We start from the raw sequence: 17,432 nt of genomic DNA on the forward strand, positions 1-17,432 counted from the left end.
AAATCCGGCCTGTTCCACTTATTCATCGGTCAATCGTCGATCTCAAGCAGTCGCAGCCTGCCGTGCCGCCTTGCGGCGCTCCACGCGGGCGCGGATGGCGTCTACATCCGTTACCGGAGTGGCGGCAAAAAGCTGGCGTGTATAGGCGTGCTTCGGATCGGCAAATAGTTCCTCGCGCGTGCCCTGCTCCACGGCTACACCCTTCGAGATAACCATGACGTCATCGGCGATATAGCGAACGACGGAAAGGTCGTGGCTGACGAAGACGTAGGTCAGCTCGAACTCTTCCTGGAGATCTCTCAGCAGGTTTAGCACCTGCGCCTGCACTGAAAGATCGAGTGCCGAGACAGGCTCGTCCAGCACCAGAAGTGCGGGGTTGAGCATCAGCGCCCGCGCAATCGCGATGCGCTGCCGTTGGCCGCCAGAAAACATGTGCGGATATCGGTTGAAGTGTTCGGGACCCAGTCCAACCTTCACGAGCATGGCTTCAGCCCGCTCACGACGCTCGGACGCCGGCATTTTGGTGTTGATGACAAGCGGCTCCATCAACACGTCGCCAACCTTCTGGCGCGGATTGAGGCTACCATAGGGGTTCTGGAACACCATCTGCACCTTGGAGCGCATGTCCGTGCCGGGACGGCGCTTTGCGATATCGACCGGCTGGCCGTCGATCTTCAGCTCGCCACCGGATGCCGGGTCGATCAGCGCGATGATGCGTGCAAGCGTCGATTTGCCGGAACCGGACTCGCCGACGATGGCGAGCGTCTTGCCGCGCTCGACGGCAAAATCGATGCCTTTCAGCGCCTGCACGGTCTTTGCTCCGCCGAACAGGCCGCCCGGAACGTGATAATGGCGGGTAATGCCCTTGCCTTCGACAACGATGCTCATTGAACGCCCTCCTTGCCGAAGAAGTCGGAAACCGTGGGCAGGCGGTCGCCGGTCGCATGTTCCGGCAGCGCGGAAAGCAATGCCTTGGTATAGGGATGTTGCGGGGCCTCAAACAGGCTCAGCACATCCGCTTCCTCCATCTTGCGGCCCTTATATTGCACGACCACGCGGTCTGCTGTTTCGGCCACGACACCCATGTCATGGGTGATGAGGATCAGCGCCATGCCGTATTCTTCCTGCAGATCCATCAACAGATCGAGGATCTGTTTCTGGATCGTCACGTCGAGCGCGGTGGTCGGCTCGTCGGCGATCAAGAGACGCGGTTTGGAAGCGATGGCGATGGCGATCATCACACGCTGGCATTGACCGCCGGACATCTGGTGCGGATAGGCATTGAGCTTGGTTTCCGGATCGGGAATACCGACGGACCGGAACAGCTCCAGTGCGCGTGCACGCGCCGCAGACCGGCCCATGCCGAGATTGAGGCGCAGCACCTCCTCGATCTGGAAACCGACCGTAAAGGACGGGTTGAGCGACGCAACTGGCTCCTGGAAGATCATGGTGATCTCACGGCCGATCAGCTTGCGGCGCTCCTGCGGCGACATGGCCAGCAGGTTTATACCATCGAAGATCATCTCGTCGGCGGTGATCGTCGCCGTATCGGGCAAAAGCCCCATGACGGCGAGCATGGATACCGACTTGCCGGAACCGGACTCGCCGACGATGGCCAGCACCTCATGCTTGTCCACGGAGACGTCGATGCCGTTGACGGCCGTGAACGCGCCGGTGGCGGTGGCGAACTTGACGGTGAGGTTCTTGATTTTCAGCAGGCTCATCGCTTAGCTCCGCTTCAGTTTGGGATCGAGCGCATCGCGCAGCCCGTCACCCATCAGGTTGATGGCGAGCACCGATACGAGAATCGTCAGGCCGGGAAGGGTAACGACCCACCAGGCGCGCAGGATGAACTCGCGGGCTTCGGCCAGCATCGTGCCCCATTCGGATGCGGGCGGCTGCGCGCCCATGCCGAGGAAGCCGAGAGCCGCCGCATCGAGAACGGCAGATGAGAAGGAGAGCGTCGCCTGCACGATCAAAGGTGCAAGGCAGTTCGGCAAAATCGTCTTGAACATCAGCCGGAAATTGCCGGCACCCGCCACACGGGCGGCGGTGACATATTCACGCCGAAGCTCGCTCATGACAGCTGCACGCGTCAGACGCGCGAAATGCGGCTGATAGACGATGGCAATCGCGATCATGGCGTTGGTCAACCCCGGACCCAGGATCGCAACCAGCACCAGTGCCAGAAGCAGCGATGGAAACGCCAGGATGACGTCCATCACGCGCATGATGACAGTGTCCACCCAGCCGCCGAAGAAGCCGGCGACGAGACCGATGACAATGCCGCCGACAAGGGCGATGGAAACAACGACGACGCCGATGAACAGCGAATATTGCGCGCCATAGATCAGTCGGGACAGCATGTCGCGGCCGACAGCGTCGGTGCCGAGCAGGAATGCGGTACGGCCTCCATCCTGCCAGACCGGCGGGACGAGCAACGCGTCTCTATATTGCTGGGTCGGGTCATGCGGGGCAATCACGGCTGCGAAAACCGCGATCAGAACCAGAAGAAGGAAGACGGCAAGGCCGACGACGGCGCCACGGTTCTGGCGGAAGTAGAACCAGAAATCGGCGATCATCCGGCGGCGGATGGCGGCGTCGGAAAGCCTGACGCCGGGAGCTGTGGTCACATCGCTCATTTGTGACGGATCCTTGGATTGATGAGGCCATAGGTGAGATCGACAAGCAGGTTGACGATCATCACCAGACCCGCGATCAGAAGCAGGCCGCTCTGCACGACCGGATAGTCGCGGCGCGAGATGGAATCGATCATCCACTTGCCGATGCCCGGCCAGGAGAAGATGGTTTCGGTCAGGATTGCACCCGCCATCAGCACACCGATCTGCAGGCCGATGGTGGTGATGACCGGGATCATGGCGTTGCGCAATGCGTGAACGCCGACGACACGGGACGGCGACATGCCCTTTGCACGCGCTGTCCGCACATAATCCTCACCGAGGACTTCGAGCATTGCCGACCGTGTCTGGCGGGCAATAACTGCAAGCGGGATGGTGGCAAGCACCACCGAAGGCAGGATGAGATGTGACAGAGCCGAAGCGAAAGCACCCTTCTGCCCTGAAATCAGGCTGTCGATCAGCATGAAACCGGTGACGGAAGGGAAGAAATACATCAACGAGATACGGCCCGACACCGGTGTCCATTGCAGGATGCCGGAGAACATGATGATGAGCAGCAGGCCCCACCAGAAGATAGGCATGGAGAAGCCAACCAGCGCCGTCGTCATGGAGATCTGGTCGAACCACGAGCCACGGCGGATGGCGGCGATGACGCCGACCGGCACACCGATCAGTGTGGCGAGGATGATGGCGACGAGGCCAAGCTCGACTGTCGCGGGAAAGAGCGCCAGGAACTCGGTCAGAACGGGTTTCTTGGTGACCAGCGAATTGCCGAGATCACCCTGAAGCAGCCGCCCCAGAAAATGGAGATATTGCTGCCAGATAGGCTGGCTAAAGCCGAGCTGTTCGGCAAGTTGTGCATGCCGCTCGGGCGAAATGCCGCGCTCACCCGCCATCAACAGCACGGGATCGCCCGGCAGGACGCGAACGAAGGCAAAGGCAACGATGGTAATCCCGAGAAATGTCGGAACGAGATAGAGAAGTTTGCCGAAAATGAACCGGATCATGGTTTTTTCCTGAAAAGACGCGCGAAAGAACCTGAGTTCTTCCGCGCGTCCTGTTGTTTGGGATTACTCAGCGATATCGACGGATTCGAAGGTGAAGTCGCCAAGCGGGCTCATGGTGAAGCCGGAAACCTTGGCGGACATCGGAACGAACTGCGTGGAGTGCGCAAGCGTCGCCCACGGAGCCTGTTCCTTGAAGATCACCTGCGCCTGCTCATAAAGCTTTGTGCGCTCGGCAACGTCAGTGGTCTGCTTTGCCTTGGAAAGCAGTTCGGAGAACTCCTTATTGCACCACTGAGCACGGTTTGCACCGCCTTCGCCGGTTGCAGCGCAGGAAAGCAGAACGCCCATGAAGTTATCAGGGTCACCGTTGTCGCCGGTCCAGCCGAGGATGACGGCACCGTCGCGGTTCACTTCAGTCGACTTCTTGAGGTATTCACCCCATTCGAAGGAGACGATCTCGGCCTTGACGCCAACCTTCGCGAAATCCGACTGGATCAGCTCGGCGGTGCGGCGGGCATTCGGCATGTATGGACGCTGAACCGGCATCGCCCAGATCTTCATCGTCAGATCCTTGACGCCAGCGGCTTCGAGAGCCTTCTTGGCAGCTTCCGGATCGTAAGGATCGTCCTTGATGCTGTCGTTGTAGGACCACATCGTCGGCGGGATCGGGTTCTTGGCAACCGTGCCGGCACCCTGGAATACGGCGTCGATGATGGCCTGCTTGTTCATCGCCATGTTCAGCGCCTTGCGGACTTCCGGCTTGTCGAAAGGTGCAACAGTGGTGTTGTAGGCGAAGTAGGCAACGTTCAGGCCCGGCTGTTCATCGAGCTTGAGGTTGGAATCGGCACGAATGGTGGCGAGGTCGGCCGGGGCCGGATAAGGCATAAGGTGGCATTCGCCAGCCTTCAGCTTCTGCAGACGAACGGCAGCGTCCGGCGTGATCGCGAAGATCAGATCGTCGATCTTCGGAGCTTCGCCCCAGTAGTCGGCGTTCTTCTGGTAGCGGATGACCGCGTCCTTCTGATAGGCGACGAACTTGAACGGGCCGGTGCCGATCGGCAGGTTGTTGAAGTCTTCCTTGGTGCCGGCCTTATCAAGCGTATCAGCATATTCCTTCGAAACGATCGAAGCGAAAGGCATCGCGATATTGGCAAGGAACGGAGCTTCAGGACGGGTCAGCACGAACTTCACGGTGTAATCGTCAACCTTGACGATTTCCTTGATCAGCGACGGCATTTCCATGGAGTTGTAATATTCGTAGGTGATGCCTGCGATATACTGGTTCCACGGGTTCTTTGTGTCACCCTGGCGGTTGTAGCTGAAGATCACATCATCGGCGTTGAAATCGCGGCTTGGCGTGAACTTCTCGTTGGAGTGCCACTTTACGCCCTTGCGCAGGTGGAACGTGTATTCGAGGCCATCGCTCGAAACTTCCCACTTTTCGGCAAGGCCTGGCTCAACTTCGGTCGTGCCCTTCTTGAACTCGGTCAGACGGTTGTAGACCGGATGCGCGGAGGCATCGAAGGTGCCGCCGGCGGTGTAAGGCGAAGGATCGAAGCCTTCCGGAGATGCCTCGGAGCAATAAACGAAGGTCTTCGCCATGGCGGGCACGGCGGAAGCCATCGCAAGCGCAGAGGCTATAAGCAAACTGCGGGTCAGCGTTTTCATCTGGTGGTCCTTTCCCTCTTTTTCTGAGTTTATGCGACCCCGTTTTAAGGGGCCTACCTGTCCTGGTCAGCGACGACGCGGAGCCCCGTGTCGCCGTTCGGTCCTGTGCCTCCCGACCAATTACCCGGCGACCGGCTGGAACAGCCGGTCGAGGTTCTTTTCCGGCGGGCAGAACCAGCGTGGTCCCGCCTCCGTCATATAAGCTATATCCTCGAGACGGACGCCGCATTCCCCATAAACGCACAGCATCGGCTCGATGGAAAAGCACATTCCCGGCTGAAGTGCCGTGGCATTTCCTGCAACGATATAGGGTTCTTCGTGAATATCCAGCCCAAGCCCATGGCCGGTGCGATGCGGTAGACCCGGAACCTGATAATCCGGCCCAAAACCGGCCGCCTTCAGGCTGTCGCGCGCGGCCTTGTCCACGTCCGAGCAGGCAGCACCGACCCGGGCCGCGTCAAAGGCAGCAGCCTGCGCGTCCCGCTCGGCGTTCCAGAGAAAACGCTGCCGTTCCGTCGGCTGGCCGAACACATAGGTGCGGGTGATATCCGAACGATAGCCATGAAGGATGCCGCCGAGATCGACCAGCACCATGTCGCCGTCAACAAGCGTCTGCGCATAGGGCACGCCATGCGGATAAGCCGTCGCCTCGCCGAACTGAACCGCCACGAAAAGCGGCTTCATGCCAAGCGCAACATGTGCGGCGTTAACGAAGTCAGCCACTTCCGTGGTGGATATGCCGGGACGCAGCCCCTCGAACACGGCCTTCTGCACGCCGTAGCTCGCATCCATCGCCGCCTGGATGATGGCAATCTCGGCTGCGGATTTGACCTGCCGCTGTGCGACAATCATCGGCTGGGCGGAAATGATGCGGCCTTCCAGACGCTGCATCAGGGCCGATGCGAAAACGAAAGGAGTGGCAGGATCGATCGCGACAAGGTGGCCGGGACAGCCGAGCGCTTCGATGCGCTTTGCCATCAGGTCAAAAGGACTTTCATCCTCTTCCCAGACGGCAACTTCGCCCTCGATACGGATCATCGTCCGTAGTTTCGGCTCCTCAAATGCCGGACTGACATAGACCGGCTTGCCTTCTGCCGGCACCAGGGCGCCGTGAATGCGCTCCGAAAGACCAAGCGACAGGCCAGTATAATAGGTCAGCGACGATGATGCATCGAGCCAGACCGCCTTGATATTTTGCTGGATTAGCTGCGCTTGCAGGCCGCGCAACCGCAACCCGAGCTCGTCTTCAGCGATCGATGAAACCGCGATCGGCTGAAACCGCTTCAGCGCCTCTTGAAAGTCTGCCATTCTCTCCCCGCCGCTTTCAGGCGCACAGACACAAGCGTGTTGGCAACTCCCAAGCGTTCTTTTGCCAATGCTTAAACACAGGCCGGGGCCTAAGCAATGGGCCAGGACGATGCACCGCCACAAAACTGTGCATATTCATCTAGACATAACGAAATCGTGATCGACACGCGCCCGATTTCGACAATCATCGCCTTGACGGGAAAATCAGAAATCCCCCGAAAACTTAAGGGGAAAAGCGGGGTATCGGTCATCCGGGCGCAGACGGCGCGCAGAAACCTCACCGCAAGATGCATTGGAAAAAGAAGCCCAGAAAAGGAAAAAGCCTGCCGCGGGAGGAGGTGCGGCAGGCTTCAAACTTGATCGGTGATTGGGAGGAGGAGTACCACCGATCCGCATCGAGCGACACTGGGAGGAGGAGTGCGTCGCTTCGATGTTTTGAATATAGCGGTATCCGCGATTTTTAACAGAGCAAGTCTCGCAATGCAGCATTGCATTTTTGCATAGCTCGAAAATTCCTGCTTTGTTTTTTAGCACTCCCGCAGAAGACGTTGGAAATCAACTTTCCCGATGCACTTGAAAACCGGCAAAGGACTGGTTGACCGGCATGAGTTCGAGGCTGTTGATGTTGATATGTTTGGGCTGCGAGGCGACCCAATGGATCGTATTGGCGATATCCTCGGCCGTGATCGGATTGACGCCCTTGTAAAGATTGTCCGAGGCATCCTGATTGCCGCCGGTGCGAACAAGCGTGAATTCCGTTTCGCACATGCCCGGTTCGATCGAGGTGACGCGCACGCCCTTGCCATGCAGGTCGGAGCGCAGACCTAGCGAGAATTGCCGCAGGAAGGCTTTCGTTCCGGCATAGACATTGCCGCCCGCATAGGGCCAGTGCGCAGCTACCGAGGAAAGGTTGATGACAATGCCCTTGCGGTCGATCAACGTGGGCAAAAGATGGTGGGTGATGTTCAAAAGACCGGTGATGTTGGTGTTCACCATGGTCTGCCAGTCTTTCAGCGGCACCTGCGGTGCAGGTGCGGTGCCGAGCGCAAGCCCCGCATTGTTGACGAGAATATCGATGTCCCGGAAACCTTCCGGCAAAGCCGCAAGTGCCTTTTTAGTGGCATCTTCGTCGGTAACATCGAAGGCAGCGCCGTGAAAGGCGGAGCCGAGTTCTTGCGCCAGGGCCTCCAGCCGTTCCGCCCGCCGACCTGTGCCAATGACCTTCCAGCCTTCCTTGACGAAGCGCCGCGCCGTGGCCTGTCCGAAGCCGGACGTGGCGCCGGTGATGAGGATGGTACCGCTCATGATGATGTCTCCAGTAAATTCGTTCTGTCGGGATCAGTCTGTGTCAGTAATTTTTCAGCGGCGGCCGCCAGACAGCGCTTATACGCCTCGAGATCCGTATAAAGGGCCTCTGCCGTCGCGTTGCCAACGATGACGACGCCGCCACGCCGCAAAATTCCGCCGTGCAGCATGAGATTGTCGACCATGTCGAAATTCTCGATCGACAAACCGTCCGGGCCGCGATAGCGCCCTGTTTCATCGATTGCGGCAACACCGTTATATTGCGCCTTGATGCGGGTGAAGTGATTGGCCGCGACATTGGTGTAGGCGAAAACCGGCTTGCCCAGCGCGCACATGAACCCCAGTTCGTAGCTCGTTCCCGTATCGGCGGCGATGCCGCGAAACGGCGTGAGATTGGCGATGACCGCATCCGCTTCCAGCATCATCCGCTCGTCTATGGCATTGATGTTGCAGCCGTGGCCGATTTTCGTGTCCGCGGGCGGAATTTCCAAATCGCCCGGCGAAAGCGGCGTAAACCCGGCCTCGCGTGCAAGCGAGGCCTTGAGGTCGAGCATTTCACGGGCATTCGGGAGGAAGACCTCCGGCCCGGCGAGATAGATTTTCTTTGTCATAGGAAATTTCATACAATTTGGAGAAACAGGATTTCCGCAAACCTAACCCGGAGACTTTCGCAAACGCAAGTACCAAGGGGACATGCGCCAAGGCGCGTCGGAGCGACCTACAAAACGGTATCGTCAAACCTGTCTTTCCGTTATAGCCGGAGCAACGAACTGGACATTCCCGGAGCAAGACAATGGCAGCAACCATCCGTTATCACGAAGGCGATATTTCCGCCGCAGATGCCGCACGCTACCTTGGCGCCATCGCAATCGATACGGAAACACTGGGGCTGGTGCCACGCCGCGACCGTCTCTGTGTCGTTCAGCTTTCTCCTGGAGACGGTACGGCGGATGTCATCCGCATCGCCGCCGGCCAGAAGGAGGCTCCAAACCTCACCCATATGCTTGCAGACCCTGCCCGGCAGAAGATTTTTCACTATGGCCGTTTCGATATCGCCGTTCTGTTCCACACGTTCGGTGTGACGACGACGCCGGTTTTCTGCACCAAGATCGCCTCCCGCCTGACCCGCACCTATACCGACCGGCACGGGCTGAAGGACAATCTGAAGGAAATGCTTGAGGTCGACATCTCCAAGGCGCAGCAATCGTCCGACTGGGCAGCAGAAAAACTGTCACCCGCACAGCTCGAATATGCTGCATCCGATGTGCTGCATTTGCATGCGCTGCGCGACAAGCTGACACACCGCCTCGTGCGTGATGGTCGCCTCGATCATGCCGATGCCTGTTTCGCGTTTCTGCCGACCCGTGCCAAGCTCGATCTTCTGGGCTGGGACGAAACGGATATCTTCGCCCATAGCTGAGCGGTTTCACGCTTCGTTTAAGGACTGATTTACCGAAACTGCCTATTCTCGGCCGCAACTTTGGGTGGCCGGGGACTTCCAGATGATTACACCGTTGCAGCAGACGGCAAGCATTGCAGTCAGCGACCTCATGCGGTCGATGGTGGAAACCATTGAGGAACGCCATCGCGAAGAGCAGGAAAAAGCGAACGGTACCAAAAAAGACGAGACGATAAAGACCCAGCCGCAGCCGGACCAAAGCCATCGCGTTGCCAATGAAAAGATAAGCGCCTATCTGTTCGGCGCCATGAAGCCTGATGGCGATGCCTTCGCCTCGCTTGTCTCCCGTTTCTCGTCTGCGCTTGGCATCACCCAGGAAAACAATGAATCGAACGCCGCTTTCGCACAAAGGCTTCAGGACGCGCTGACCCTGACCGACGGCTTTGAAAAAACCGATGCGGCAGGAAAAGCCACGACGATTTCGCTGAAATCCTTCGGCGTTTCGGAAGCGCAGGTCGTGGAAGTCCTGAATAACGGCGTAACTGCCAAGACCGCGCCCATGGCAGCACTTGCCGCACGCATTGCCCAAAATGCCGGCCTGAGCGGCAAGGAAGAAGATTTCGGCGTGCAGATGTCGAAAGCAATCATGGCAGTGCGCGCCACCGCACCCAAAAATGTCAATGATCTCGAAGAATCGACTGGCCTCAAGGAACTTGGTATTTCCGCGCAGCAGATGATCGCCGCAATCGCAAACCCATTTGGCGATGCGGCACGCGCCGTGAAGAATGCGCTGAACGATCAGGCGCAGGGCACCCAATTCATGACACGGGAAACCATGAAGGTCATCCAGCGCCTGGAAGACGTTGCCGATCCGAAAACCAAGGAAGAATTGCAGGCCGAACGCGGCAAAAACCGCATGGGCGAAATCAACGATGCCGAAGTTGCGGCGGAGCGGGAAGAGGATATCCAGACCCGAGACGCACAGGGCAAGCTGGAGGATGTGCAAAAACTTCAGGACGTCGTGAAGGAACACATAGACGCTGCCGCCGAAGAAAAAGCGCAAGGCACTGACGGGCAAGGCCCGGTCGATATTTCATCGGAAATCGCCCTTATCTCCGTGCTCGCGGCAACGCCATCAAGCGAAACGGCCCAGGCTGAAAATGACAACGAACCCGCAGAGACAGACGCCGCAACCAAGACGGAAGCCGATCAGAAAGACGACGCCGAAAAACTGCTTGATGTTCAGGCAGTCGTCGATAACGCCCGCAGCGCCATTTTGCCGATCTCGATAGACGACAATGGAATTTATGCACTGCTGAAGAAGAAGGCGGCATGATCTCGCCGCTACCGATAGTCACTTGAGCGAAACATGATGTGAGTTCAAACATGTCTCAAATTTCCGGCATATCCGGCAGCGCCGGCCTCGATGCCGAACCAAATGCGGCGCAAGCGCTGCTCTCCATCGCCGCTCCGCCGCTGGCGCCGAATGACGACAATTTCGTTGCCGCAAGCGAGGAAGACAACCTCATCGCCCCCGTGGAAAATCGCCCCGAGAGAGGTTTTCCCAAGGCAAGCTGGCTCGACGCGATGCCACCGGAAGCCTTTGAGGCAGCGGATAGCGAACCGGACCATATTTCATCGGTCAATTCCGACGATAACGGGCTTTACCGCATGTTCATCAGCGTCTCTCCCTGATTGCCATATCGACACGATTTTTATGGTTAGCGAATTCTTAATATCTACGGCCCAGACTCAGGGTTGATGATTCTGTGTGCATCGCGAAGAGCTGGCATTCCTGCCAGCGACGCACACGGCGCTCCCGCATGAGCGGGCGAGATGACACCTGTACATCACCGGCGCGGCAATCTTTCAACATAGGCCAAATGCGGATCAGAGAGCCAGGGACTGGCCCTTTCGCAGCCAGCGGCGGTAATCGATAGGAACGGAGCGCAGCATGTTACCGCCTGTACCGAAAATTCCGGCAGCCGATGCCGCCTATGGAGCCGCAGCCTCGCAGACGCAGCGCGGGGAGCCGAAGGAGGCCGTGCAGCCGCAGGCAAGCAATCTTGCTCCCGACAATGGCAGCAGTCTTTTCGCCAAAGCCGCAGTCACCTCTCTCGCCAGCGAATATCAGCTTTCCCGCAGCACCGCCGTTCTGGCGGAGGCGCTTGGCAAGCTGATGAACCTCCCAAGGCGCGACGGCGAAGCCATTCAAACCTATGTGATGCGTCTGACGGATGCGCTGCGCGCCCTGCCCGCACCGCAGCGCCTGGCGCTGGAACAACAGGTCAGCAAAGTCCTGCAGGGGTTGAGCCTTTCGATGCTCGCAGAAATCCTGAAACAGCCAACCGGGCCGGATGCCGCAAGGCTTGCGCTGCTGATCGAACTTTCCCGCTACAAGGGAACGGATCTTGCGGCGAAGGCGGTGGTGTCCTCTTATCAGCAGAACAATTCGGCCAATCCGGTGACCGCGCAGCCAGTGCAAGCGAGACAGCAGAACGGCCCGAGCCAGAGTGCTGACGGCCGCCCAAACCCGGCAACGACCACCACAACAACAGCACAACCGGCAACCGCCGCCGCGCCCGGCCGGCTGTTGCCTATGCTCATCGGCCCGCTTGCCCAAAGCGCCGCCGCAATAAAAGCCATGGTTGCGGCGCAGGCAGCGCCGCAAGGCCCGCAGGCCAATCTTCCCGCCCCACCTGCCGACATGTCCGACTCTCCGCACGATTCGGCAAAACCGGAAGGGAAAGCCGCCGAAAGCACCGTACGCTCGCCTCAGCCGCAAACGGGCAGCACAACAAAAGAAGCTTCGACAGATGCCCGCCCGGCAAATCCGCCACGGGCTGAGAACGCCGAGATGCGCCCTGCACTTCAGCATCGGGACACGATGAAGCTGGAGCCGAGGGAAATCCGCACTACCTTGAACCCGCCATCCGGCCAGTCCACGGCTGGCGCCAAGGATATGGAAAACCTGCTCCTTGCTGCAGTGGCCGGCAAACTTCCCGCCAAGGCCACCACCGCTGCCCAGCTTTCCGCCACGCCACCGGGCGCCGTACCGCAACCACTCGAAGAGCAGCCTGCCGAAAAAACTGCCCTCGCAGCGCCCATCCACCCGACCGGGGAGGAAACGGAGACGATTACCAACCGGCCAGAAGCCCAGCCCATGCCCCGCGCCGCTCTCGACCCGGAAGCAAGAATGGCGATGCTGGAACAAACGGCCTCGCAATCGCTGATCGCTGCAGCTCTGGCAAAAGACGGCACGCCGTTACCGCTCGTCGCATACCCACCGGCGGAAGAGGACCACGAATCGGAAACGCCGCATCGCGGGCGTGGTCCATTTTCCGAGGATGAAGCGAATGGCGAGGCGGAGGGCGAAAATCCCGACGGTCAAGACGAGATGGAAGAGCGGGTGGCCGCCAATGACGAGATTGGGGATGGGGAAAATCCGCGGACAGCGGCTTTCGACGACAGTGCGGAAAATTATTACCTCAAGATGAGTGGCATGCACTGAATTCCGCGCCGCCCATTGGCCTGTGCCACGAACACTGTAGCCAACAAAAAACCCGCCGGAAAATTCCGGCGGGTTCTTTATATCAAACGATCTCTAGCGATTATTCGCTGCGGTTCTTCAGAGCCGCACCGAGGATGTCGCCGAGCGAAGCGCCAGAGTCGGACGAACCGAACTGTGCGACGGCTTCCTTCTCTTCAGCGATTTCCAGAGCCTTGATCGAAAGCATGACCTTGCGGTCCTTCTTCGAGAAGTTGACGACGCGAGCGTCGAAAACCTGGCCAACTGCGAAACGCTCCGGACGCTGATCGTCACGATCGCGTGCGAGGTCGTTGCGGCGGATGAAGGAGGTGATGTCCTCGTGGTTGACGAGCTTCACTTCCACGCCACCGTCGTTAACGGCGATGACTTCGCACGAAACGACTGCGTTCTTGCGCAGGTCGCCGGACGTTGCGGCTTCACCGACAGCATCCTTGCCGAGCTGCTTGATGCCGAGCGAGATGCGTTCCTTCTCGACGTCAACATCGAGAACGACGGCCTTGACCACGTCACCCTTGTTGAACTCTTCGATGACCTGTTCGCCCGGACGGTTCCAGTCGAGATCCGACAGGTGAACCATGCCGTCGACATCGCCTTCGAGGCCGATGAACAGGCCGAATTCGGTCTTGTTCTTGACTTCGCCTTCGACTTCAGTGCCGGCCGGATGGCTGAAGGCAAATGCCTGCCACGGGTTTTCCAGCGTCTGCTTGAGGCCGAGCGAGATACGGCGCTTGGACGGATCGACTTCGAGAACGACAACGTCAACTTCCTGGCTCGTGGACAGGATCTTGCCGGGATGTACGTTCTTCTTGGTCCAGGACATTTCGGAAATGTGGATCAGGCCTTCGATGCCCGGCTCCAGCTCTACGAATGCACCGTAGTCGGTGATGTTCGTGACCGTACCGGAGATCTTCTTGCCAACCGGGTACTTGGCGGAGATGCCATCCCACGGATCGGACTCGAGCTGCTTCATGCCGAGCGAGATACGGTGGGTTTCCTGGTTGATGCGGATGATCTGAACCTTGACCTGCTGGCCAATGTTGAGGATTTCCGAAGGATGGTTGACGCGGCGCCATGCCATGTCGGTAACGTGCAGCAGGCCGTCGATGCCGCCGAGGTCAACGAACGCACCGTAATCGGTGATGTTCTTGACGACGCCGTCAACAACCTGGCCTTCTTCGAGGTTCTGAACGATTTCAGAACGCTGCTCGGCGCGGGACTCTTCGAGAACCGTGCGGCGCGAGACAACGATGTTGCCGCGACGCTTGTCCATCTTGAGGATTTCGAAGGGCTGCGGGTTGTGCATCAGCGGGGTAACGTCGCGGATCGGACGGATGTCGACCTGCGAACGCGGAAGGAAGGCAACGGCGCCGTCCAGATCGACGGTGAAACCACCCTTGACCTGGTTGAAGATAACGCCTTCGACGCGCTCGCCAGCTTCGAACTTGGCTTCGAGCTTGACCCAGCTTTCTTCGCGGCGAGCCTTCTCGCGCGACAGAACGGCTTCGCCGAGTGCGTTTTCGATGCGCTCGACGTAAACTTCGACTTCGTCGCCGACCTTCAGCGTGCCGTCCTTGGACTTCGCGCCGAATTCCTTCAACGGTACGCGGCCTTCAACCTTGAGGCCAACGTCGACGATGGCAACGTCCTTCTCGATTGCCGTCACGATACCCTTGGCAACATAGCCTTCGGCAAGATCGTTAGAGGCAAAGGATTCTTCGAGAAGCGCTGCGAAATCTTCGCGCGTGGGGGTAGATACTGACATGAAATCTCCTGATTGCATCCGCGCGAGAGCGAATACAAAAGCGCCGGTGGGCTAGCGTTGTTGATACCCGAACCCATGCCCGCCTTTTCAAAAGGCTTCCCGGCGCAAGGACATGTCTTCAGGCAATTCCGGACTAAACGCGGACCGATTCAAGCGGTTCCGCGAAAAACCTGTTTCTTCAGGGCGGCGTCGATAATCATCCGCGCGGCCTGAAACGCCGCCTCTATACTCATTTCCGACGTATCTAGCAAGTGCGCGTCTTCAGCCGGTTTCAACGGGCTGTCGGCTCGGCCCATGTCGCGCTCGTCGCGTTTCTTCACCTCGGCGAAAATGGCGTCGTAGTCTGCAACGCTGCCGTTGGCGACAATTTCATCATAACGCCTGCGCGCCCGCACGTCCGGCGAAGCGGTGACGTAGAGTTTCACCGGCGCATCAGGGCACACCACCGTGCCGATGTCGCGGCCATCCAGAACCGTGCCCGGTTCCTTTGCCGCAAACCGCTGCTGCGCTGTCACGAGCGCGCGCCTCACCGGCGTCATCACCGCAATCCTGGACGCCGCCTCGCCGATATCGTGCCTTGAAAGCACCGCGCGGTCGAGGCCGGCAAGGTCGAGTTGCAGCGCCACCTTTTCAGCGACTTTCTCGTCATCGAGCGACAGGCCGGCGTCAAGAAGTGCCTTGGCCGTGGCTCTGTAGGTCAGCCCGGTGTCGAGATGATGGAAACCATAGGTCTCCGCAATCTTGCGTGACAAGGTCCCTTTGCCCGCCGCAGCTGGCCCATCTATGGCAATCGTAAAGGTCATGAAGCTTTCTGCCTGTGCGTCCATCATTAATACAGTAGAGTGCGTCGGCCTCCAATCTTTATGAGCAGCCTGACATACAAGTCGCATCATGGGAGGGCGGCCTCCAAAGTTTGTCTTTGACACGAAAGACCGCAACGATTAAGGGGACCGGCTAGAAATTTTACCGTCTATGCCGGTTTTACGGCGTACACACCGAAACTCATTCGACAATTTGAGGCTTAGACAGTGGCAAAAGCGGACCTTGGTACCAAGCGCACAGACCCCGATACCGGCAAGAAGTTCTACGATCTGAACCGCGACCCGGTCGTTTCTCCCTATAGCGGCAAGTCCTGGCCGCTCTCTTTCTTTGAAGAAAGCACCGCTCAGGCAAAGCTCGAGCAGGCTGAAGAAGAAGAAGTCGCGGAAGTCGATGCCGAAAACACGGAAGTCGAACTCGTATCGCTGGAAGACGCCGACGGCGACAACAGCGGCGACGATATCCCGGACCTGGGCGACGATGACGACGACGTGGAAATCGGCGACGACGACGACACCTTCCTTGAAGCCGACGAAGACGACGATGACGACGACATGTCCGGCATCATCGGCGTACCGGGCGACGACGAAGAAGCTTGATCTTATTGGATAAACCAGCCCGGCGACAAAAAAATGAAGCCGGGCTGTTTTTTGTGCTTGCACTCTTCGATTAGCCGAAGTAGTAAGCCGCCACCGAACGGAACAACAGCCGCTTCGGTTCCCGGAACCGGACGAAATTCCGGAACCCTTATGGGGCTATAGCTCAGCTGGGAGAGCGCTTGCATGGCATGCAAGAGGTCAGCGGTTCGATCCCGCTTAGCTCCACCAAACCTTCTAAAATACAAATTTCTATCGTCCAGCACGGGCGTTCGTGCGGCATTGTCTGTTCTTCGCGTTGACTATTGCAAGAGCGCCCGCACATCCTGCCCGTTGATCCGACATTCCACCGACGGAACGCCGCCGCCTTCTTCCAGCACCCGGCATTCCAGATATTTGCCGCGCAGGCGGTTCTCCAGCGCCTTGAAGGCGTTCAGGCCGCAGGCATAACGGCGGCCGTCAGGTCCGGCGCAAACCCGGTTGCGGTCGATGTCTTCCACGCCGGCGAGGCGGAACTCCTGTCCTTTGAAGGTGAAGCGATTGTTGGACGCAACGCGCAGGCGCTGATCCGCATATATTTTCAGGGGGTATGGATCGGGCGGGGTCGGAATACGCTCATAATTCTGATGGCGGGGATCGACCCTGACCGGAGAGGTCGTCCACAGCGTTTCCGTGTTTGCGGAGAGGCCAGTCGCTGGATATGCCGCCTCGCCATTCATGAGCGAGGCGATGCGGATGCCGGCTATACCAAGCCCCGTGACCAGCACGATCTGAAACAGCAAAATGAAAACCTGCCGAACCATGTCACCGCACATCAAAACAATCGACAAGAAATAGATCGGCGTTTTTCAAGACAGACCGAACGCGATAAATATTACATCAATAAAATCTTGCGCGAGGTGATGTCTCGCACCGTGCCCATCGCCATGATTGGAATGCGGTCACCATCAAGGATAACCCTGCCCGTTGTCCGCAGCCAGCGAAAATCGCCGGATTTGAGTTCGATGCGGTATTGCTGATCATAGAACACGCCGTTCGTCAGCGAGTTGTAAACCGCCTTGGCCACGCGCGCGCGAGCCGCTTTCGATCTGATCTATGAAATCCTCCACGGGAATGCCGCGGGCGGCTTTCTCTTCGGAAAATTCGCGCAGGCGAGCCGCCACAGCATCCAGATAAACCAGATTCTGTCCCACGTTCCAGGTGTAATAACCCACAAGTGTTTCTTCGAGATATATATCCTCTAACATCGGCCTTCTACATTATGGATGCTTTTGACGCGGGTCTTAACATAAAGGACGATACGCGACTAACCACAAGCACTTATTCTTTTGTCTGATCGCTACGTAAAGTTTTACATGCGCGGCGGCATCCGCGTTTCC

The 17,432-nt window shown here is 58.5% G+C and carries 18 protein-coding genes and 1 tRNA gene; 6 read left to right on the top strand and 13 right to left on the bottom strand.

Annotated features, from left to right (window positions below):
* Nucleotides 1–42: 42 nt before the first annotated feature.
* The 8 genes from FB593_RS18365 to FB593_RS18405 form a co-directional block, all read right to left on the bottom strand.
* Nucleotides 43–888: an ATP-binding cassette domain-containing protein gene (locus FB593_RS18365; RefSeq protein WP_004431943.1), complete on the bottom strand. Its 846-nt coding sequence runs from the start codon at nucleotides 886–888 to the stop codon at nucleotides 43–45.
* Nucleotides 885–1,724, bottom strand: a complete 840-nt coding sequence (locus FB593_RS18370) for an ABC transporter ATP-binding protein (protein WP_004431942.1) — start codon at nucleotides 1,722–1,724, stop codon at nucleotides 885–887. The genes FB593_RS18365 and FB593_RS18370 overlap by 4 nt, the downstream gene beginning before the upstream one ends.
* A gap of 3 nt (nucleotides 1,725–1,727) precedes the next feature.
* The gene (locus tag FB593_RS18375; protein WP_004431940.1) at nucleotides 1,728–2,642 is read right to left on the bottom strand and encodes an ABC transporter permease subunit; all 915 of its coding nucleotides are present in this window, start codon (nucleotides 2,640–2,642) and stop codon (nucleotides 1,728–1,730) included.
* Nucleotides 2,639–3,646 carry an ABC transporter permease subunit gene (locus tag FB593_RS18380; RefSeq protein WP_004431937.1) on the bottom strand — a complete coding sequence of 336 codons (1,008 nt, stop codon included), beginning with the start codon at nucleotides 3,644–3,646 and terminating at the stop codon, nucleotides 2,639–2,641. Before FB593_RS18380 ends, FB593_RS18375 begins: the two co-directional genes overlap by 4 nt.
* Nucleotides 3,647–3,709: 63 nt before the next feature.
* The gene (locus FB593_RS18385; RefSeq protein WP_004431933.1) at nucleotides 3,710–5,314 is read right to left on the bottom strand and encodes an ABC transporter substrate-binding protein; all 1,605 of its coding nucleotides are present in this window, start codon (nucleotides 5,312–5,314) and stop codon (nucleotides 3,710–3,712) included.
* A 120-nt stretch (nucleotides 5,315–5,434) separates the two neighbouring features.
* Nucleotides 5,435–6,622 (bottom strand): M24 family metallopeptidase, encoded by a 1,188-nt coding sequence (locus FB593_RS18390; protein WP_038494675.1) that lies wholly within the window; start codon nucleotides 6,620–6,622, stop codon nucleotides 5,435–5,437.
* A 555-nt stretch (nucleotides 6,623–7,177) separates the two neighbouring features.
* Complete coding sequence (locus FB593_RS18400) at nucleotides 7,178–7,927, bottom strand: SDR family oxidoreductase (protein ID WP_004431929.1); 750 nt, start codon at nucleotides 7,925–7,927, stop codon at nucleotides 7,178–7,180.
* Nucleotides 7,924–8,538, bottom strand: coding sequence for a nucleoside 2-deoxyribosyltransferase (locus FB593_RS18405; protein WP_025595211.1), 615 nt, complete (start codon nucleotides 8,536–8,538; stop codon nucleotides 7,924–7,926). Before FB593_RS18405 ends, FB593_RS18400 begins: the two co-directional genes overlap by 4 nt.
* A 182-nt stretch (nucleotides 8,539–8,720) precedes the next feature.
* Between FB593_RS18405 and FB593_RS18410 the strand changes: the two genes are divergently transcribed.
* From FB593_RS18410 to FB593_RS18425, 4 genes are all read left to right on the top strand, one after another.
* Nucleotides 8,721–9,347, top strand: a complete 627-nt coding sequence (locus FB593_RS18410) for a ribonuclease D (protein WP_004431923.1) — start codon at nucleotides 8,721–8,723, stop codon at nucleotides 9,345–9,347.
* An 82-nt stretch (nucleotides 9,348–9,429) separates the two neighbouring features.
* A complete protein-coding gene (locus FB593_RS18415) occupies nucleotides 9,430–10,662 on the top strand; it encodes a hypothetical protein (protein WP_004431915.1) in 1,233 nt (410 codons plus the stop codon).
* Nucleotides 10,663–10,712: 50 nt separating this feature from the next.
* Complete coding sequence (locus FB593_RS18420; protein ID WP_004431913.1) at nucleotides 10,713–11,021, top strand: hypothetical protein; 309 nt, start codon at nucleotides 10,713–10,715, stop codon at nucleotides 11,019–11,021.
* A gap of 259 nt (nucleotides 11,022–11,280) precedes the next feature.
* On the top strand, nucleotides 11,281–12,837 hold the full coding sequence (locus FB593_RS18425) for a hypothetical protein (RefSeq protein ID WP_035199937.1): 1,557 nt from the start codon (nucleotides 11,281–11,283) through the stop codon (nucleotides 12,835–12,837).
* A 100-nt stretch (nucleotides 12,838–12,937) separates the two neighbouring features.
* Here FB593_RS18425 and rpsA read toward each other — a convergent pair whose 3' ends face one another.
* Nucleotides 12,938–14,638 (bottom strand): 30S ribosomal protein S1, encoded by a 1,701-nt coding sequence (gene rpsA / locus FB593_RS18430; RefSeq protein ID WP_004431908.1) that lies wholly within the window; start codon nucleotides 14,636–14,638, stop codon nucleotides 12,938–12,940.
* Between the two features lie 149 nt (nucleotides 14,639–14,787).
* A complete protein-coding gene (cmk, locus tag FB593_RS18435) occupies nucleotides 14,788–15,468 on the bottom strand; it encodes a (d)CMP kinase (RefSeq protein WP_004431904.1) in 681 nt (226 codons plus the stop codon).
* A gap of 198 nt (nucleotides 15,469–15,666) precedes the next feature.
* On the opposite strand from cmk, the gene FB593_RS18440 reads away from it, so the two are divergent.
* On the top strand, nucleotides 15,667–16,056 hold the full coding sequence (locus FB593_RS18440; RefSeq protein ID WP_004431900.1) for a TIGR02300 family protein: 390 nt from the start codon (nucleotides 15,667–15,669) through the stop codon (nucleotides 16,054–16,056).
* Nucleotides 16,057–16,208: 152 nt separating this feature from the next.
* Nucleotides 16,209–16,284, top strand: a tRNA-Ala gene (locus FB593_RS18445).
* 71 nt (nucleotides 16,285–16,355) lie between these two features.
* On the opposite strand, the gene FB593_RS18450 is transcribed toward FB593_RS18445, so the two are convergent.
* The 3 genes from FB593_RS18450 to FB593_RS27860 all read right to left on the bottom strand — a co-directional run bounded on the left by FB593_RS18450 (nucleotide 16,356) and on the right by FB593_RS27860 (nucleotide 17,300).
* Nucleotides 16,356–16,856 carry a hypothetical protein gene (locus FB593_RS18450; RefSeq protein WP_025595216.1) on the bottom strand — a complete coding sequence of 167 codons (501 nt, stop codon included), beginning with the start codon at nucleotides 16,854–16,856 and terminating at the stop codon, nucleotides 16,356–16,358.
* Between the two features lie 71 nt (nucleotides 16,857–16,927).
* A complete protein-coding gene (locus FB593_RS27855; RefSeq protein WP_321186290.1) occupies nucleotides 16,928–17,083 on the bottom strand; it encodes a PAS domain-containing protein in 156 nt (51 codons plus the stop codon).
* Nucleotides 17,073–17,300, bottom strand: a complete 228-nt coding sequence (locus FB593_RS27860) for a hypothetical protein (RefSeq protein ID WP_321186291.1) — start codon at nucleotides 17,298–17,300, stop codon at nucleotides 17,073–17,075. The genes FB593_RS27855 and FB593_RS27860 overlap by 11 nt, the downstream gene beginning before the upstream one ends.
* Nucleotides 17,301–17,432: the final 132 nt, after the last annotated feature.

Origin of the sequence: Rhizobium sp. SJZ105, assembly GCF_007828365.1 — a bacterium.
Taxonomy (GTDB): domain Bacteria; phylum Pseudomonadota; class Alphaproteobacteria; order Rhizobiales; family Rhizobiaceae; genus Agrobacterium; species Agrobacterium tumefaciens.

What these genes read in the sequence shown, in the direction of transcription:
- FB593_RS18370 (WP_004431942.1), bottom strand. Translation starts at nt 1,724, where the DNA reads ATGAGCCTGCTGAAAATCAAGAACCTCACCGTCAAGTTCGCCACCGCC.
- cmk (WP_004431904.1), bottom strand. Translation starts at nt 15,468, where the DNA reads ATGATGGACGCACAGGCAGAAAGCTTCATGACCTTTACGATTGCCATA.
- FB593_RS18385 (WP_004431933.1), bottom strand. Translation starts at nt 5,314, where the DNA reads ATGAAAACGCTGACCCGCAGTTTGCTTATAGCCTCTGCGCTTGCGATG.
- FB593_RS18405 (WP_025595211.1), bottom strand. Translation starts at nt 8,538, where the DNA reads ATGACAAAGAAAATCTATCTCGCCGGGCCGGAGGTCTTCCTCCCGAAT.
- FB593_RS18375 (WP_004431940.1), bottom strand. Translation starts at nt 2,642, where the DNA reads ATGAGCGATGTGACCACAGCTCCCGGCGTCAGGCTTTCCGACGCCGCC.
- FB593_RS27860 (WP_321186291.1), bottom strand. Translation starts at nt 17,300, where the DNA reads ATGTTAGAGGATATATATCTCGAAGAAACACTTGTGGGTTATTACACC.
- FB593_RS18400 (WP_004431929.1), bottom strand. Translation starts at nt 7,927, where the DNA reads ATGAGCGGTACCATCCTCATCACCGGCGCCACGTCCGGCTTCGGACAG.
- FB593_RS18425 (WP_035199937.1), top strand. Translation starts at nt 11,281, where the DNA reads ATGTTACCGCCTGTACCGAAAATTCCGGCAGCCGATGCCGCCTATGGA.
- rpsA (WP_004431908.1), bottom strand. Translation starts at nt 14,638, where the DNA reads ATGTCAGTATCTACCCCCACGCGCGAAGATTTCGCAGCGCTTCTCGAA.
- FB593_RS18420 (WP_004431913.1), top strand. Translation starts at nt 10,713, where the DNA reads ATGTCTCAAATTTCCGGCATATCCGGCAGCGCCGGCCTCGATGCCGAA.
- FB593_RS18380 (WP_004431937.1), bottom strand. Translation starts at nt 3,646, where the DNA reads ATGATCCGGTTCATTTTCGGCAAACTTCTCTATCTCGTTCCGACATTT.
- FB593_RS18365 (WP_004431943.1), bottom strand. Translation starts at nt 888, where the DNA reads ATGAGCATCGTTGTCGAAGGCAAGGGCATTACCCGCCATTATCACGTT.
- FB593_RS18410 (WP_004431923.1), top strand. Translation starts at nt 8,721, where the DNA reads ATGGCAGCAACCATCCGTTATCACGAAGGCGATATTTCCGCCGCAGAT.
- FB593_RS18450 (WP_025595216.1), bottom strand. Translation starts at nt 16,856, where the DNA reads ATGGTTCGGCAGGTTTTCATTTTGCTGTTTCAGATCGTGCTGGTCACG.
- FB593_RS18415 (WP_004431915.1), top strand. Translation starts at nt 9,430, where the DNA reads ATGATTACACCGTTGCAGCAGACGGCAAGCATTGCAGTCAGCGACCTC.
- FB593_RS18390 (WP_038494675.1), bottom strand. Translation starts at nt 6,622, where the DNA reads ATGGCAGACTTTCAAGAGGCGCTGAAGCGGTTTCAGCCGATCGCGGTT.